Here is a 16,263-nt window from a genome sequence, read left to right on the forward strand (position 1 = left end):
TCTGCTTCAAGGATGATTCACCCATGCCAACCACCGAACCCGTCATTACCCTCGAACGCTTCAACGAATCCCATATCGAAGGCGTTGCGGCGCTGTACAACGACCCGGCCATCGCCCGTCAAACCCTGCAAATGCCGTTTCAGTCCACCGAGCTCTGGCGCGGTCGCCTGGCGCTGGATAACGAACGCTTGGTGCAAGTGGTGGCCCTGCATCAAGGCACGGTTATCGGCAACATTGGCCTGGAGCAGTTCTCACGCATTCGTCGCAGCCATGCCGGCAGTTTCGGCATGGGCGTTGCGGTGGCATGGCAGGGCAAGGGGGTGGGCTCGAATCTGCTCGCGACGGCGCTGGATATCGCCGACAAGTGGATGAATCTGCAGCGCATCGAGCTTTCGGTGTATGCCGACAACGAAGCGGCCATTTCCCTGTACCGCAAGTTTGGCTTCGAAACCGAGGGCCTGTTCCGTGAATATGCCGTGCGTGACGGCGTGCTGGTGGACACCTTGAGCATGGCGCGCCTGCGCCGCACGCCCAAGGCTGGTTGAGTCAGCCACCCAGGGCGAACGCCACCGCCTCCTGCGCATTCAGTCCGGCGGTGGCAGTACCGCTTACGCTTTTACTCGTACGCCCGCCACGCGCATCTGCCATGCTTGATATCCGCAACACCGCTTCAACCAAAGGAACACCGCTATGGACGATGTACAGCAACTGGGCGAAATGCTTCGCCACTACGCCGAAAGCGAAGCGCACAAAAAGCAAGTGTTCGAGTCGCAATCGGCCGAGTGGGCGAAGCGCATTGGTGCGCTGTTCGATCAGATCCAGCAGTGGCTGGAACCGGTCAAGGCACCTGACCTGCTCGAAGTGAACCGCGAAGTATACGTCGCGTCGGGGCCGAGTGTTCCGGTGGAGACCTCGCCGTTCAAGACCGAAAAGCTGAGCATCCTGATCGCTGGCAAACCGGTGGAATTCGTGCCGGAGGTGATGGGTGTCGGCGGGCAGATTTCCGTGGCGGTGATGGGCTTTACAGCAGCACGTTATGGCAGCGTGTCACTGGTGTGCCTGCCGCCATCCGCTGGCTGGCAGTGGCGCAAGACCAATGGCTTGAAAGACCCGGACACTTTTGAGTTCGATGCAAACTTCCTGGCGCAACAACTGCAAAGCCTGATTCCCCGAGAGCGTGCCTGAAATCTCGACATACAACCCTGTGGGAGCGAGCTTGCTCCCACAGTAATCGGTGCTACATCAGATATCGAGGGTATCCCAATCCGGGTTCGTCTCTTGCGGCGGCAGTGTTCTAACGGTTTTTCCGGTCGCCAATTCCACCCGCCGCGCCACTTCCGGGTCATCTGCAAACGGGATCAGGCTTGCATCGTCCAGGCTCTCGGCGGTCTGGTTGTGCAGACAATACTCGACGGCGAACCACAAAAATGCCACACCCAGAATGTTCAATATGACTTCAATCATCAGGCAAACCGCGCCTCGCGTTCGGCGATCGCCACGTCCGCTACCCGCACCGTGCGCCACACGTTGTAAGCCATCAGCAGCATGCCGCTGAGGAAGAACACTCCGCCGGCAAAGCGCACGACGAATCCAGGATGGCTGGCCTGCAAGGCTTCGACGAAGGAGTAGGTCAGCGTGCCGTCATCGTTGATCGCGCGCCACATCAGGCCTTGGGTGATGCCATTGACCCACATCGAGGCGATGTACAGCACTGTGCCGATGGTCGCCAGCCAAAAGTGCAGGTTGATCAGCGGCGTACTGTGCATCTGATCGCGCCCGAATACCTTCGGCACCATGTGATAGGTCGCACCGAAGGTAATCATCGCCACCCAGCCCAGCGCCCCGGCGTGTACGTGGCCGATGGTCCAGTCCGTATAGTGGGAGAGGGCGTTGACCGTCTTGATCGCCATCATCGGACCCTCGAAGGTCGACATGCCGTAGAACGCCAGGGACAGCACCAGGAAACGCAGGATCGGGTCGGTGCGCAACTTATGCCAGGCACCGGACAGGGTCATCATGCCGTTGATCATTCCACCCCAACTCGGCGCCAGCAGGATCAGCGACATGGCCATGCCCAGCGACTGCGCCCAGTCCGGCAGCGCGGTGTAGTGCAAGTGGTGCGGGCCGGCCCAGATGTACAGGGTGATCAGCGCCCAGAAGTGCACAATCGACAGGCGATAGGAATACACCGGCCGGCCCGCCTGTTTCGGCACGAAGTAATACATCATCCCCAGGAAACCGGTGGTCAGGAAAAAGCCCACGGCGTTGTGCCCGTACCACCATTGCACCATGGCGTCGGTGGCCCCGGAATACACCGGATAGGACTTGAACCAGTCGACTGGAATCGACAGGTGATTGACCACGTGCAGCATGGCGATGACCACGATGAATGCACCAAAAAACCAGTTGCCGACGTAGATTTGTCTGGTCTTGCGTTGCACTACGGTAGTGAAGAACACCACGGCGTATGCAACCCAGACCACGGTCATCCACACCGCGCCGGTGAATTCGATTTCGGCGTATTCCTTGGTGGTGGTGTAGCCCAGCGGCAGGGTGATCAGCATCACCACAATCACCGACTGCCAGCCCCAGAACGTGAAGGCAGCGAGTGTGTCCGAGAACAGCCGTACCTGGCAGGTACGTTGCACCGCGTAATAGCTGGCGGCGAATTGCGCGCTGCCGGCGAAACCGAAAATCACCAGGCTGGTGTGCAGCGGGCGCAAGCGGCCGAAGGTCGTCCACGGCAGGTCCAGGTTCATCTGCGGCCACACCAGTTGCGAGGCGACCCACACGCCCATCGCCATCCCCACGATGCCCCAGATTACGGTCGCCACGATGAATTGGCGGACGACCTTGTAGTTATAGGCCTGTCCGATGGTTGTTGTGCTCATGGTCAATGCTTCCTCGGTTGCAATGCCGTGCACTGTAAAAACACCGGTAAAAACAAAACAGGCTCAGGAAAAATTCATTTGTGCGGATCAGATTTTTCGCCACTCCTGCGGCTTTCAGTCGTGTTCTGATACGGTTTTTTAGAGTTCAAGTGAATCTGTAACGTACTGCGCCGCAAGCTCATAGTCGTTACCTCGAAACGAGCCGCAGAGCCCGACTTGCGCCCCTACAGGGGGCTGTGCCTAATTCTGATGAGGTAGCCAGATGTATCAGTACGACGACTATGACCGGGCACTGGTGCTCGAACGAGTTGCGCAGTTTCGCGATCAGGTCGAACGTTTCATGGCCGGTGAGCTGAGCGAGGAAGAATTCCTGCCGTTGCGCCTGCAAAACGGTCTGTACATGCAGAAACACGCCTACATGCTGCGGGTGGCGATTCCCTACGGCACGCTGAGTGCCCGGCAGATGCGCACGCTGGCGAGCATCGCCAGGGATTACGATCGCGGTTACGGTCATTTCACCACCCGGCAGAACATGCAGTTCAACTGGATCGAACTGGCCCAGGTACCTTCGATCCTCGAACGCTTGGCCGAGGTGGAAATGCATGCGATCCAGACCTCCGGCAACTGTGTGCGCAACATCACCACCGAAGCCTTTGCCGGGGTTGCGGCCGACGAAATGATTGACCCGCGACCGTTGGCGGAAATTCTGCGGCAGTGGTCGACCATCAACCCGGAATTCCTGTTCCTGCCACGCAAGTTCAAGATCGCCATCTGCTCGGCCGAGCAGGACCGCGCGGCGATCATGATGCATGACATCGGCCTTTATCTTTACCCAGGCCCCGAAGGACACATGCTCCTGCGAGTCATGGTGGGCGGCGGTCTGGGGCGCACGCCGATCCTCGGCGTGCAGATCCGAGAAGGCTTGCCGTGGCAGCACCTGCTGTCTTACGTAGAGGCGGTGCTGCGGGTGTACAACCGCCATGGCCGGCGGGACAACAAGTACAAGGCGCGAATCAAGATTCTGGTCAAAGCCCTGGGCATCGAGGCCTTCGCCCGGGAAGTGGAAGAAGAGTGGCAGTTCCTCAAGGACGGCCCGGCGCAACTGACCCTTGACGAGTTCGAGCGGGTGGCCAGTGCGTTCGTCGCTCCGTCATATCGTGATCTATCCGACACCAATCTCGATTTCGGCACGCACCTGGCCGAAAACCCGGCGTTCGCTCGTTGGGTGCAGCGTAACGTGCAGCCGCACAAAATATCGGGCTATGCCAGCGTGGTGTTGTCGACCAAGCCCGGCAGCGCTGCGCCACCGGGCGATGTCACCACCGAGCAGATGGAGGCGGTGGCCGAGTGGACCGAGCGCTTTGGCTTCGGTGAAATCCGCATTGCCCATGAGCAGAATATCGTCCTTCCGGACGTGCCCAAGGCCGATCTGTTCACCCTGTGGCGCCTGGCCTGCGAACACAATCTGGGCAGCGCCAACGCTGGATTGCTCACCGACATCATCGCCTGCCCCGGTGGCGACTTCTGCGCACTGGCCAACGCCAAGTCGATCCCCATCGCCAAGGCTATTGCCGCACGCTTCGAAGACCTCGACTACCTGCACGACCTGGGTGATATCAGCCTCAATATTTCCGGCTGCATGAATGCCTGCGGTCACCATCACATCGGCAACATCGGCATTCTGGGGGTCGATAAGAACGGCACCGAGTGGTACCAGATCACCCTCGGCGGCGCCCAGGGCAAGAACAGCGCGTTGGGCAAGGTCATTGGCCCGTCCTTCAGCTCCACCGAGGTGCCCGAGGTGATCGAGCGCATCATCGACACCTTTGTGCGTTATCGCGAGAGCGAAGAACTGTTCGTCGACGCCTTCCAGCGAATCGGGCTAGAGCCGTTCAAGGAGGCGGTCTATGCGAAAGTGCTGGAGGTGTCGGCATGAACAATCTGTTGCGGCTGGAAGAAGGCGTGGCGCGGATTGTCGCGGATGATCCGTGGAAGCTCGTGCGCGACCCGCAAGCACCGCTGCCCGTGGGTGCGACGATTCTGCCGCTGAGCCGTTGGCTGGAAAACCCGTCGCAAAATGGCGTGTGGCTGGGGCCGGACGATGAAGTGGAAAGCCTCCAACCGTGGTTTACCCAACTGCCCTTGATCGCCCTGGATTTTCCGTGCTTTCGCGATGGCCGCGGGTACAGCCAGGCGTATCTGCTGCGTGCGCGATTGGGTTGGGCCGGCGAGTTGCGCGCCATCGGCGATGTGTTGCGCGATCAACTCAGCCACATGCGCCAATGCGGTTTCGACAGCTTTGCCGTGCGTGAAGACAAATCCGCAGAAGATGCATTGAAGGGATTGGCGGGGATGAGCGTGTTGTACGGGCGTTCGGTGATTGAGCCGCGGCCGTTGTTCAGGCGGCGCTGAATTCGGTCCTTGCAGGAGCGAGCTTGCTCGCGATGAACGTCAACGAAAACGCGATTTTTTTGAATAAACGCGTCGCCTGTAACGCCATCGAGAGCAAACTCGCTCCTACAAGAATCTCCCGTCACTTCAACGCCGGATCTCCCATGTTCATTTTCTTCCAGCCCTGCAACAGCACTTGTGCCTTGGGCTCCTGGCCGTTGTCCAGGTAATACTGGATCAACGACAACCGGGCATTGCGATTGGCCGGCTGCACCTTCAACAGCCGTTCCAGTTCGGCGCACGCCTGGTCAATCTTGCCGCTGTCATGCAGGGCCACTGCCAGCACATAGCCGAACTGCCCGCTCTGGGGTTCCAGTTGTGCGGCCTTGCGCAGGTACGGCATGGCTTGAGCGGCCTGACCCGCACGAATCAGCGCCAGGCCCTGGGTGTGTTGCAGCAAGCCAGAGTCGGGGTGATCCTTGAGGCTTTGCGCCAGAAGGGCACGAGCCTCCTGACTGCGACCGTTGGCCTCCAGCCATTGCACCAGGGTAACCAGCGCCGGGTAGAAGTCGGGATCACGCTGCAGGGCGGTACGCAGCAAAGCTTCGACTTCTGCGCTGCGGCCATCGGCCTGATAGAGCATGGCCAGGTTCAGGTTGGCCTCGGCGCGCTCGGTCAGACTTTTTTGCACCGCTTCGTGCTCGGCAATGGCGGCATTCCAGGCGTTCTGGGCGCTGCCCAAGCCATTGCGTGCAACGCTGAGCAGGTCCCGGGCGACGGCGATGCGTACAGCGCGCACCGGGTCGCTCAGCAACGGCGTCAACAATGGTGCGCGCTCAGCCGGCGGCAGGAAGGCGCTGACCGCCCTCACTGCGCTCTCGCGGACTTGTGGCGCCGGGTTGCCCAGATCCCTGGTAGCCAGTTTCAATGCCTGTTCGCTCGGGTACGCTGGCAGTTCGGCCAGCAGCGTCGCGCGCTGGATCGCCGGCAGGTTGCTGCGTTGCAGTTGTTCGAACAGCGCCTGCGCCGCACCCGGTTGGCCGTTGCGAATCAACCACAGGCTTTCGTCGTAGCGAGGGGCTTGCACCGCGCTGGCGTTGACGGTGTTCCACAGCTTGAACTGCTCGGTGACCTTGTCGCCGGCCTTGCCTTTGTGGCAGGTCAGGCAGGCGTCAGGTGTACCGAGTTTCTTTGCCCGATCGGGGTTGGGAATGCTGAAGCTGTGGTCATGCCGCAAGTCGTTGCCCATGTAGAACTTGCCGGGCATGTGGCAATCCACGCACTGCGAACCCGGCTGGCCCATGGTGTGGCGAGTGTGTTCGATGGAATCGTAGTTTTTCGCTTGCAGGCCCTTGCCGTCGACGCCTTCCACGGTGGTTTTGCCAGCGGTGTTGTGGCATTGCAGGCAAACACCGTTGCCGGGTGCCTTCAACTGTGTACTGTGGGGGTTGTGGCAGTTGCTGCAACGCACGCCCTTGTCGAACATTTTGCTCTGGGCGAAGGAACCGTGCTCGAACACCTCGTCCTTGATCTTGCCGTCCAGTGCGTACAACTCACGGGTCAGGACGCTCGGCAGGTAGTCATCCATCAGCCGCTTGCCGACCGTGTAGCCATCGTCCAGGGGCGCGCGGCGAGAGTGGCAGCGGGCACAGGTTTCGATTTCGACGGTGGCGCTCTTGTCCTTGAGGTCGACGGCAAAGCCTGCGTGGATCAGGTCGGTTTTCTTCGCGGTCCATTCCAGGTGATTGGACGCCGGGCCATGGCAGGCCTGGCAGCCGACACCGAGGCTGTTCCAGTGACTGTCGAAGGTGTTTTTCGCCGCATCGAAATTGCGCTTGTAACCGGTGGTGTGGCACTCGACGCACATGAAGTTGGCGTTCTGGCTCGGCTTGCTCCAGTGCAACGGGTTCTTGAAGGTCACGCCCTGACCCGGATAGAGGTGAAACCAGCGCTGCTTCTCGGTATCCCAGGCCACGCCGAGGGCCTGGAGCCGGCCTTCGCCGACCTCGATCAGGTATTGCTGCAAGGGGGCGATGCCAAAGGTGTAGGCGACCTTGAAGTCGGCATTCTTGCCATCGATACCCGGCGTGTTGACCCAGAATTCTTCACCTTTGCGCGAGAACACCGTGGTCTCTTTTTCGGCCTTGAAGGTGACGTTGTTGAAGTCGCCGAGCAGGGTGTCCGCGTTGGCTTGCTGCATCGCCAGTTGGTGATGGGAGCCTTGCCAATCCTTGATCTGCTCGCCGTGGCAGCCCTGGCAATGTTGCTCATCGACCATTTTCGCAGGCTCGACAGCGACCGGTTGCGGTTTGGCCGATTGCACGGCAGGCGTGCTGACGGGGACTGGCTTGAGCGGCGTCGGTGTACTGCCCAGCAAAAACCAGCCAATACCCGCCACAGCCAGCAGCAGGATGCCGATGGTGACAGGGAACAGGTAACGGTTGATCAGGGTCGGTTGCGAATCAGGGTTTGGGGTTGCAGCTTTATTTTTATGTTTCGGCATTACGACTTCCATGGTCCAGGTGCGATTGCCTTGCGGCGCGCGATGAAACTCGATGCAGCTTTGCCGGATGGTCGGCGTGTGTCAAATGGCGGATGTCGTGAAGCTGATGCCCCCCATCGCGGGCTTGCCCGCGATGGCGATCTGTCAGGCGCCACGTCACTCCCCGACAAACCACCGGTAATACGGATTCCCGGAATCCCCACGCATCACCTCGCGCATATCCCTGGCCCAGGCATCACGGTTTCCGTCGTACGCATGCAGGCTCGCCCGATAGAACTGCATCAGGCGTTGTTGCTGGGTGTTCATGCGCTCGATAAACCCGGCGTCGGCGTTCAACACGGCTGGCGACTGGTGCAGGGCGAGCAGGGCTGGCAACACGCGGCTGATCTCTTTCGAGCGAACCCAGGGCGCGTATTCGATTCTGGGCTGATCGTCCGTCACCGGTTGTGCATCGCCAGCGAAGCGTTCAAGCCCCTCACGATCAGTCACCCATGTTGCGAGCAACGCTGCGGCCGAGCCGACGCCTACATCCTGCAAGGTGCTGCGAACGCTGTCCTGCTGGAAGTGCGCGTTGATTTTCGCCGCATCCAGTTCAATCGGCTCCATCGAACCCACCAGCAGCATCTCGTGGAACTCGCTAGTCCACAGGGTCGCGTACGGGAACACGTCGAGGAAGCTGCGCACCAGTGAGCGTGAGTCGTCGATGTTCTGCGTCGGCAGCGGCAGCCATTGCGCGACCAGACCTTGTTTGTGCAAACGGCTGGCGGCCAGTTGATAGAAGTCCCGGGAGTACAGGTTGACCACGCCGGCAGCGGAGGGCGGTGGTGGCTCGAGCGTGATCAGGTCGTGGCGCTGCGGATTGCGCAGCAGTTCCTGGCGACCGTCACGCAAGCGCACATCGACCCCCGGATCGGCCGCGGCGTTGAAATTACCCTTGAACAAGGGGGCTGCCTTGACCACCGAAGGCAGCAGTTCGGCAACCACGCGATGTTCCAGGCCGGGATAGCGGGTCAGGGCGCCCGCGGTGATGCCGGTACCGAACCCGATCACCAATGCCGAGCGCGGCTCACCGTTGTGGATCAGCAGGGGCAGCAGCGCCTGGATCCGCATGTAGCGCAGGGACGGCATGGCGTCACCGGTATTGGATACGCCCTGAATGTACAAACGCTGGAATGCTCTTTCTCCCTTGCCCTGGGTGACCACGGCGACGGTGCCGCCACGGCCTTCTTCGTAGAACGTCAGCGTGCCATTGCGCGCGCCCGGCAGCAGGCTGGCGAGCTTGTTGACCGGCGTGAACACGGCAAGCGCCAGGGACACCAGGCCAATGGCAACCACCGCCTGACGCCGGCCTTTCTTCACACCATGGCCCTTGCGCACGGCGAGGTACGCGATACCGGCGGCAATCAGCGCCAGCAGGCCCAGGGTCCGTACCAGACCCAGCATCGGGATCAGGACAAAGCCGCAGAGCATCACGCCGACAATCCCGCCAAGGGTATTGAACGCGACGACTTCGCCGACATGGCGCCCCACCTGTTCGCCGCCGACGCTCAAGCGCAGGGCCAAGGGGAACGCAGCCCCCAACAACAGGGTCGGCACAAACACGATGCTCAAGGCAGCCACCGCAAACCGCGTGCTCATGCCAGCCAGTTCACTGCCGCCCAAAGACAATACCCAGGATTCGGCCAGGGTCTGGGCGAGCACCAGCCAGCGTCCGAGCAACGCCACTTCCAGCAAGGCAATCGCGCCGGCTGCGGCAATCAGCACACCGAACACTCCCCAGGGATCGCGCAGGCGATCGACCCGACGGGCCAGCAGCATGCTGCCCAGGAACAAGCCGGTCAGGTAAGTCGCCAACACCACGGCAAAGGCGTAGGTGCGGGTGCTCATGAATTGCACGATCGATTGCGACCACACCACTTCGTAGCCCAGGGCTACGCCACCGGCAATGGAATACAGCCACAGGGCCAGGCGGTCGGGGGCTTTTTCAGTGTGATGTTTCACCGGGGCATCGACGGGGGCCACGCGCTGGCGCTGGAACCACAAGGCCCCAGCGGCGGCCAGCAGGTTCAACATGGCGGCGGCCAACGCGCTGCCGCGTACACCGAGGGTGGCAATCAGTACGAACGCGGCGAGCAGAGTGCCGGCGATGGCCCCGGCGGTGTTCGCCGCATACAGCTGCCCACCGGCCTTGCCCAGGTGTTGCGGGGCAGTGGCCAGGGAGCGAACCAGCACTGGCAGGGTGCCACCCATCAACAAGGCGGGAATACCCACCAGCGCGAACGGCAGTGCCCAGGCCAGCAAGCCCACGTGTGCTTCCAGCCAGGCAAAGAGGCTGGCCGCCAGGCTCATGGCAAAGGTCGCAGCGACACCGAGCACGGCCACCAGCACTTCCAACCCGGCGTACAGCACAACCGGTTGCTGCATCCGGTCCGCCCAGCGCCCGAATAGCAAGCCACCCAGGGCCAGCCCAGCAAAGAACGCGCTAATCCCGGTGGTGATGGCATAGACCTCGACGCCTACGACCAACGACAACTGCTTGATCCACAGCACCTGATACACCAGCGCCGCGGCGCCGGAGACAAACAGCAGCAGGGCGGGGATCAACAGCGCCGGGGCGGTGACTTGAGGGGCAGCTATGGCCGGCGATTTGCTGGCGACACGTGAGGTCATTGCGGATTGCCTTTGCAATTCAAGAAAACTGCGACTGTACGGGCCTCATCTCGGGCAAGTCGGATCGCCGCACCGCCGCTCCCACACTGGATCTTCGGTCCGACAAAATCCCTGTGGTAGCGGGCTCGCCCGCGATTGTGGCCAATACGGTCCCAAGTCAAAAAAAGTCCGCTCGCCGATTAGGGCGAGCGGTGGTCCAGCGGTCTTACTGTGCGGCTTTCATTTTTTCCGCGATTTTGGCATCTACCGCAGCACGGATCTGGTCGATGCTGAAGCTGGCCGGTTTCTGGCTGGGTGGATACTCGATGAAGGTCTGCAGGAACGTTGCCGATTTTTCGACGGCTACAGCCGCCAGGTAGACGTTCTTGGTTTGCCAGTCGTAATACTGGTCGGAAACCACGTCGGCACGTTCATACGGGTCCATGCGCAGGTTGAAGATCTTCGGTACGCGCAAGCATACGAACGGTTCGCTCCAGACCTTGAAGCCGCCCGGTGCGCGCTGTTCGCAGAACACGGCTTTCCAGTTGTCGAAGCGCATCGACACCAGCACGCCGTCATCGTTGAAGTAGTAAAACTCCTTGCGCTCACCCTTGGGCGCCTGGCCGGTCAGGTAGGGCAGTTGGTTGTAACCGTCCAGATGCACCTTGAAGTTGGTGCCGCCGGAAGTCGGTGCCCACCCCTTGAGCAGCTTGGTTTTCACGTCGGCATCGCCAGCGGCGGCCAGCAAGGTCGGGAACCAGTCCATGCCCGAGAACATCTCGTTGGACACCTCACCGGCCTTGATCTTGCCCGGCCAGCGAACGATTGCCGGTACGCGATAGGCACCTTCCCAGTTAGAGTTCTTCTCGTTGCGGAACGGCGTGGTCGCCGCGTCCGGCCAGGAGAACTGGTTCGGGCCGTTGTCGGTGGTGTAGACGACGATGGTGTTGTCGGTGATTTTCAGGTCATCGAGGGTTTTCAGCAGTTTGCCGACGTCGCCGTCGTGCTCGATCATGCCATCGGCATAATCGTTGCCGGGCATGCCGCTCTGGCCCTTCATCGATTCACGCACGTGAGTGAACAAGTGCATGCGAGTGGTGTTCATCCAGACGAAGAACGGCTTGTCCGCCTTGGCCTGTTTCTCGATGAACGCCTGTGCGGCGGCGGTGGTTTCGTCGTCGATGGTTTCCATCCGCTTGGTGTTCAGCGGGCCGGTGTCTTCGATCTTGCCATCGGCGAAGCTGTGGATCACGCCACGCGGCGAGTAGGCCTTGACAAACGCCGGGTCGTCCTTGGGCCAGTACGGACGCTCGGGTTCTTCTTCGGCGTTGAGGTGATACAGGTTGCCGAAGAATTCGTCGAATCCGTGGTTGGTCGGCAGGTATTCATCTTTGTCGCCCAGGTGGTTCTTGCCAAACTGACCGGTGGCGTAGCCTTGGGACTTGAGAGCCTGGGCGATGGTGATGTCGCGTTTTTGCAGACCGACCGGGGCACCCGGCATCCCGACTTTCGACAGCCCGGTACGTAGCGCCGACTGTCCGGTGATGAATGTCGACCGGCCGGCGGTGCAACTGTTCTCCGCATAGTAGTCGGTGAACATCATGCCTTCTTTGGCAATCCGGTCGATGTTCGGAGTCTTGTAGCCGACCACGCCCATGGAGTAGGCGCTGATGTTGGTCTGGCCAATATCGTCGCCGAAGATCACGAGAATGTTGGGTTTCTCAGCGGCCCCGGCGCTTGCCGAAAACGCCATGACCGTAGTCGCCACCAGGGCGAGTTTCGGTATCCACTTACGTATGCGAGTCATCTGACTGGCTCCTTATGCTCACTTGCGTCGCGTGCTGCGACAAACGTTTATTGCGGTCCTGCGTAACGTCTTTTTATTGCACTTGCTCGGAAGTGGCGGCATCGAACGGGTAGATACGACGCCATTCGGACGCCATGTCGACGACCGTCCAGCCACGCCTGTTTGCTTCGTCCAGGGCCTTGTCCAGACGACCGATCTGCGACTGCCGGTCGTATGCCCATTCGCGTTTGGCGTCGGTGTGATGCACCAGGCCCATGAAACGTTTGCCGGGACCGGCGGCGGTCCACTGGAGCATTTGCAGGTCGCCGTCGGAGTTGCCGAAGGCAAGGATTGGCCGACGACCGATCACCGCGTCGATGCTTTCCGGCTTTCCCGGGCCATCGTCGTTGTGGGCCAGTTTTGGCGTGCGCAGGATCGACGCCTTGCCATCCTTGTATTCAAAGCTGGTAACGAAGGTCGTGCCGATAACCTGCTCGGGCGGTACCCCATAGACCTTCTCGGCGAAGGCTCTCATGAACCCGGTGTCGCCACCGGAGACGATGTAGGTCTTGAAGTCTTTGCCGCGCAGGTAGTCGAGCATCTCCAGCATCGGCTGGAAGATCATTTCGGTGTACGGCTTGCCGGTTTTCGGATGTCTGGCCTGACTCAGCCAGGTCTTGGCATAGTCATCGAACGCTTCGGTGGTCATGCCGGTGTGGGTCGCACCAAAGATCTTCAGCAAGCCCTCCATGCCGGTGGCGGCCAGTGCCTTGTGATCGTTCTCCAGCACGGCCTGGAACGGCTGGGTGGTTTTCCATTCCGGGTGCTGCGGCGCGGTGCGTTTGACTTCTTCCAGGGCAAACAACAACTCGAAGTACATCGGTTGCTCGCTCCACAAGGTGCCGTCGTTGTCGAACACGGCAATGCGGTCCTCGGGTTTGACGAAGTCCTTGCTGTTTTGATCGGTGACCGTCTGCACGAACTCGATGATCTGCTTTTTCGACGGACCGTCGTTCCACGAGGGAAGCGGCTCGGCTGCCTGCACCAGCAGCGGCAGGCTCAAGGCCAGGGTCAGCAGGAAACTGAATGCGCGATGATGGCGTAGCGATGTCGAGTTCGTCATGGCAAGTCCTTCTCGTGAACGGGGTTGAGCGGATGAAGAGCAGAGATGACTGTTTCTCTGTTGCGTCCGGACTGACTATGCAGCGTAGACAAGGACTCCCCGATTTGGCGCAGCGCCTGGTCTTTGTCCGGTTCGCGGCCATAACAGGCGCGCAGGAAGGTTTGCAGGCGTGGGCCGAGGCCGGTCAGTTTCAGGCCCCGGCGGCTGCGTCGGGTCCACAGATACAGGGCGCTGAGTAGCGCCGGTTTGCCTTCGATCTGCGGCGGGATCTGCCGCCATGCGTAGTCGGCGGACTCCAGCCAGGCGGCATGTCGGGCGCGGCGTCGGGCTTGCCACTTGAGGTGCGTGCGGTGTACGAACGGGCGACCGAACCAGCCGAGTGCCACCACCGCCAGCACCAGTGTCAATAGTCCGAACCAGTGCCCGGAAAGGTGCAGGCGATTCTGCTGGCCGAGTTTCTTCAGGTCTTCGGTGATGGAAAACACCGGCTTGTAGGTGCTGTTGGCCACCGCATCGAAGGTCACGGCAGGCACCGTGGCCATTCGGGTTTGCTGGCTGCTGGCATCCCACCATTTGATTTCGACGGATGGCAGGCTGTAGTGGCCTTCGGTGTCGATTCGATAAGTCACGCTGTCGATGCGCTGGCCGCCATTGAAGTTGCCGCGACCGTCATCCAGATTGCGGATTTGCGGTGCTTTCGGGTAACGGCTCAGGCCCTTGATGACATCCTGCGTTGGTGTCGGCAGTGACATGGCCAGGGCACCGTCGGCCTGCAAGGTCAGTTCCCGGGTGATACTGTCGCCGACCTTCAGCGGCGTGGCCGAATTGGTGGTCTTCTGGGTAAACCGCAGCCCTCGAGCCACCAACACCGCCTCACCGGGCTGGAACCCGGGTGGTTGCGCGGCGTTGAAATGCAAAGGCTGGCTCCGGGCGCTGAGTTCGTGGCTGGCCTGACCCGGTGTGGCTTGTACCGTCAGTGCCGGAATTTCGTAGCCCTGGGCCAGGTTCGGGGTGATCAGGTAGCTGTAGCGCATGCCGCTGAAGGAGTGGCCGTCGAAGGTCTGGTTGATGTGCTGGGCATGGCCGTCCGGTGGCATCACCAATGCACCGGGCAGTTTCAGGTCGGGCAGGTTGGGGGCGCTGGTGAACCAGGAGTCGGTGAATACATCGAGTTGCAACTTGACCAGGCTGCCGACCATGACGGGGTCGGCGGGTTGCAGGCTGGCACTGACTCTCAGTTCCGGTTCATTGCCCCAAGCTCCGAGGCTAGTCAGGCATAGAAGCATGGTGCCAATCGCTGCGGTGATTGATCTGACGCCATCGCAGTCATGAAGGTAGGTCATGGCTTGACCCCCTCCTGATCCTGCAAGCTGAATTTCTGCTTGAGGAATTTCGCCGGCGATGTGGTGAGGTTCTGCAGCCATTGCTCATCCGAGGCCGCTTGCTGGGTTTCCATCTTTTTGCTTTGGCCTTTACCCGGCGCCTTGTCCATCTTGATTTCGTCGGGTTTGACCTCTGGCGTGTTTTTCTCGGCGCTTTCGGTGTCTTTTTGCAAGGCAATGGCCAAGGCCAGGTTGGCCGTGGCTTCCGGGAACTGCGATTGCAGCTTCAGCGCCTGTTGATAGGACGCGATGGCCTGATCGAACTTGAAGCGGCGCACGTAAATGTTGCCCAGGTAGAAATACGCCTGCGGTGTATCGAGCCGAGCGAAGCTGGCCAGTGCCAGGTCGAAATCGGCGGCGTTGTAGGCGGCCACGCCTTTCCAGTACGGATCGACAAACAGCGCCGCCGCCTGAGGGTAGTGCTCATGTTCGAAGGCCCAGCGACCTTGCTGGTCGCGGGTGAAAAAGGCATCGGTCAGCGCGTTGGCCTGTGCCGGCGCCGGTTGCAGGCCCAAGCCCACCGTCAGCAGCAGTGCAACCATCCAGTTCAGGCTCCAGCCCCGGCGTACGCTGAAGAAAGCGAGCAACAACAGCGGCCAGCACAGCCAGTAACCGGCGTCTTTCCAGTGCAATTCGCGCTGTTCGTCACTGGCTGACTGGAAGTGCTGCTCGGCGTGCAGTTCGATCCAGTCCAGATCGTCATTGTTGAGGGTCAGGCTGCCCAGAGGGGCATCCATCGTCGAGGCAAGCTGCTTGAGGGCGTCCTGATCGAAGCTGCCGAGTTGCGGGCGACCGTCGCTGTCGGTGCGTGGCTGGCCGCTGGCATCGCGGATGATCCCGCCGTCGCTGATGCCGGCCGCCAATATCAGCACTTGCAGCGCACTGTCTGCCAGTTGCTTGTCCAGCCCGGCCAGTGCCGAGATGTCGGCGCCATCGGTGATCAACAGCAGGGTGCCGGGCGTTTTCTCGGCGGCGAGCAGGCGCTTGGCCTGATCGATGACCGCGCTGACATTTTTCCCCGGTTTGTTGATCAAATCGGTGCTCAGGGCCTGAATGAACGTATCAAGCAGCGCCGGATCGTCGGTGGCGGGCAACACCAGATGCGCGCTGCCAGCGTAGGCAATCAAGGCATTGCGTGAACCGGCGCGGCGTTGGGTCAAGTCGTGGAGCTTGTGCTTGACCGCTTCCAGGCGACTGGGTGGAACGTCGCTGGCGTCCATGGAGGGCGACAGGTCGACGGCAATGATCAGCGGCGCACGGTTTTCCAGAAAGTCCGGCCGATCCTGCTCCCAGGTCGGCCCGGCGGCGGCGATGGCGCCCAGTATCAGCAGCGCACACACCAGATGCACGGGACGCAGACGTTGCCGGTCCTGCGGGGTGATCAGCAGATGCGGCAGCAGGTGCGCGGCAATGTTGCTGCGCAAGCGCCGTTGCAGGTCCTGGTTGCGCCGCCACAGCAATGGCAGCAATGCGCCGAACACCGCGAGCAACAGCCACAGCGGGCGCAGGAAATGGAAGTCGCTGAGGTTGATGTCCAT

At 61.0% G+C, this 16,263-nt stretch carries 12 protein-coding genes; 4 read left to right on the forward strand and 8 right to left on the reverse strand.

The window, feature by feature from the left end; genetic code table 11:
- Positions 1-23: 23 nt before the first annotated feature.
- Both AC3WTM_RS21940 and AC3WTM_RS21945 read left to right on the forward strand, forming a co-directional pair.
- Complete coding sequence (locus tag AC3WTM_RS21940) at positions 24-545, forward strand: GNAT family N-acetyltransferase (RefSeq protein ID WP_102670951.1); 522 nt, start codon at positions 24-26, stop codon at positions 543-545.
- Between the two features lie 145 nt (positions 546-690).
- Positions 691-1,185 carry a hypothetical protein gene (locus tag AC3WTM_RS21945; RefSeq protein ID WP_102670950.1) on the forward strand — a complete coding sequence of 165 codons (495 nt, stop codon included), beginning with the start codon at positions 691-693 and terminating at the stop codon, positions 1,183-1,185.
- A gap of 57 nt (positions 1,186-1,242) precedes the next feature.
- On the opposite strand, the gene AC3WTM_RS21950 is transcribed toward AC3WTM_RS21945, so the two are convergent.
- Both AC3WTM_RS21950 and ccoN read right to left on the reverse strand, forming a co-directional pair.
- Positions 1,243-1,464: a CcoQ/FixQ family Cbb3-type cytochrome c oxidase assembly chaperone gene (locus AC3WTM_RS21950; protein WP_102670949.1), complete on the reverse strand. Its 222-nt coding sequence runs from the start codon at positions 1,462-1,464 to the stop codon at positions 1,243-1,245.
- Entirely contained in the window at positions 1,464-2,891 is a 1,428-nt protein-coding gene (gene ccoN / locus AC3WTM_RS21955; protein ID WP_102670948.1) for a cytochrome-c oxidase, cbb3-type subunit I, read from the reverse strand. The genes AC3WTM_RS21950 and ccoN overlap by 1 nt, the downstream gene beginning before the upstream one ends.
- 262 nt (positions 2,892-3,153) lie before the next feature.
- On the opposite strand from ccoN, the gene AC3WTM_RS21960 reads away from it, so the two are divergent.
- Together AC3WTM_RS21960 and AC3WTM_RS21965 are read left to right on the forward strand one after the other, a co-directional pair.
- A complete protein-coding gene (locus AC3WTM_RS21960) occupies positions 3,154-4,827 on the forward strand; it encodes a nitrite/sulfite reductase (RefSeq protein WP_102670947.1) in 1,674 nt (557 codons plus the stop codon).
- Positions 4,824-5,303: a DUF934 domain-containing protein gene (locus AC3WTM_RS21965; RefSeq protein ID WP_102670946.1), complete on the forward strand. Its 480-nt coding sequence runs from the start codon at positions 4,824-4,826 to the stop codon at positions 5,301-5,303. The genes AC3WTM_RS21960 and AC3WTM_RS21965 overlap by 4 nt, the downstream gene beginning before the upstream one ends.
- Before the next feature lie 121 nt (positions 5,304-5,424).
- On the opposite strand, the gene AC3WTM_RS21970 is transcribed toward AC3WTM_RS21965, so the two are convergent.
- The 6 genes from AC3WTM_RS21970 to AC3WTM_RS21995 form a co-directional block, all read right to left on the reverse strand.
- Positions 5,425-7,785, reverse strand: coding sequence for a tetratricopeptide repeat protein (locus AC3WTM_RS21970; protein ID WP_102670944.1), 2,361 nt, complete (start codon positions 7,783-7,785; stop codon positions 5,425-5,427).
- 156 nt (positions 7,786-7,941) lie between these two features.
- Positions 7,942-10,455 (reverse strand): fused MFS/spermidine synthase, encoded by a 2,514-nt coding sequence (locus AC3WTM_RS21975; RefSeq protein ID WP_102670943.1) that lies wholly within the window; start codon positions 10,453-10,455, stop codon positions 7,942-7,944.
- A gap of 205 nt (positions 10,456-10,660) precedes the next feature.
- Complete coding sequence (locus AC3WTM_RS21980) at positions 10,661-12,241, reverse strand: arylsulfatase (RefSeq protein ID WP_102670942.1); 1,581 nt, start codon at positions 12,239-12,241, stop codon at positions 10,661-10,663.
- Positions 12,242-12,314: 73 nt separating this feature from the next.
- The gene (locus AC3WTM_RS21985) at positions 12,315-13,343 is read right to left on the reverse strand and encodes an HAD family hydrolase (RefSeq protein ID WP_102670941.1); all 1,029 of its coding nucleotides are present in this window, start codon (positions 13,341-13,343) and stop codon (positions 12,315-12,317) included.
- Positions 13,340-14,686, reverse strand: a complete 1,347-nt coding sequence (locus AC3WTM_RS21990; protein WP_256586110.1) for a hypothetical protein — start codon at positions 14,684-14,686, stop codon at positions 13,340-13,342. The genes AC3WTM_RS21985 and AC3WTM_RS21990 overlap by 4 nt, the downstream gene beginning before the upstream one ends.
- On the reverse strand, positions 14,683-16,263 hold the full coding sequence (locus AC3WTM_RS21995) for a VWA domain-containing protein (protein ID WP_102670939.1): 1,581 nt from the start codon (positions 16,261-16,263) through the stop codon (positions 14,683-14,685). Before AC3WTM_RS21995 ends, AC3WTM_RS21990 begins: the two co-directional genes overlap by 4 nt.

The sequence above is a fragment of the Pseudomonas sp. EU05-FHT14B02 genome (assembly GCF_058791055.1).

Excerpts from the sequence above, each read along its gene's own strand:
- AC3WTM_RS21960 (WP_102670947.1), top strand. The coding sequence starts at position 3,154 with ATGTATCAGTACGACGACTATGACCGGGCACTGGTGCTCGAACGAGTT.
- AC3WTM_RS21945 (WP_102670950.1), top strand. The coding sequence starts at position 691 with ATGGACGATGTACAGCAACTGGGCGAAATGCTTCGCCACTACGCCGAA.
- AC3WTM_RS21940 (WP_102670951.1), top strand. The coding sequence starts at position 24 with ATGCCAACCACCGAACCCGTCATTACCCTCGAACGCTTCAACGAATCC.
- AC3WTM_RS21980 (WP_102670942.1), bottom strand. The coding sequence starts at position 12,241 with ATGACTCGCATACGTAAGTGGATACCGAAACTCGCCCTGGTGGCGACT.
- AC3WTM_RS21950 (WP_102670949.1), bottom strand. The coding sequence starts at position 1,464 with ATGATTGAAGTCATATTGAACATTCTGGGTGTGGCATTTTTGTGGTTC.
- ccoN (WP_102670948.1), bottom strand. The coding sequence starts at position 2,891 with ATGAGCACAACAACCATCGGACAGGCCTATAACTACAAGGTCGTCCGC.
- AC3WTM_RS21985 (WP_102670941.1), bottom strand. The coding sequence starts at position 13,343 with ATGACGAACTCGACATCGCTACGCCATCATCGCGCATTCAGTTTCCTG.
- AC3WTM_RS21965 (WP_102670946.1), top strand. The coding sequence starts at position 4,824 with ATGAACAATCTGTTGCGGCTGGAAGAAGGCGTGGCGCGGATTGTCGCG.
- AC3WTM_RS21975 (WP_102670943.1), bottom strand. The coding sequence starts at position 10,455 with ATGACCTCACGTGTCGCCAGCAAATCGCCGGCCATAGCTGCCCCTCAA.
- AC3WTM_RS21995 (WP_102670939.1), bottom strand. The coding sequence starts at position 16,263 with ATGGACATCAACCTCAGCGACTTCCATTTCCTGCGCCCGCTGTGGCTG.
- AC3WTM_RS21990 (WP_256586110.1), bottom strand. The coding sequence starts at position 14,686 with ATGACCTACCTTCATGACTGCGATGGCGTCAGATCAATCACCGCAGCG.
- AC3WTM_RS21970 (WP_102670944.1), bottom strand. The coding sequence starts at position 7,785 with ATGCCGAAACATAAAAATAAAGCTGCAACCCCAAACCCTGATTCGCAA.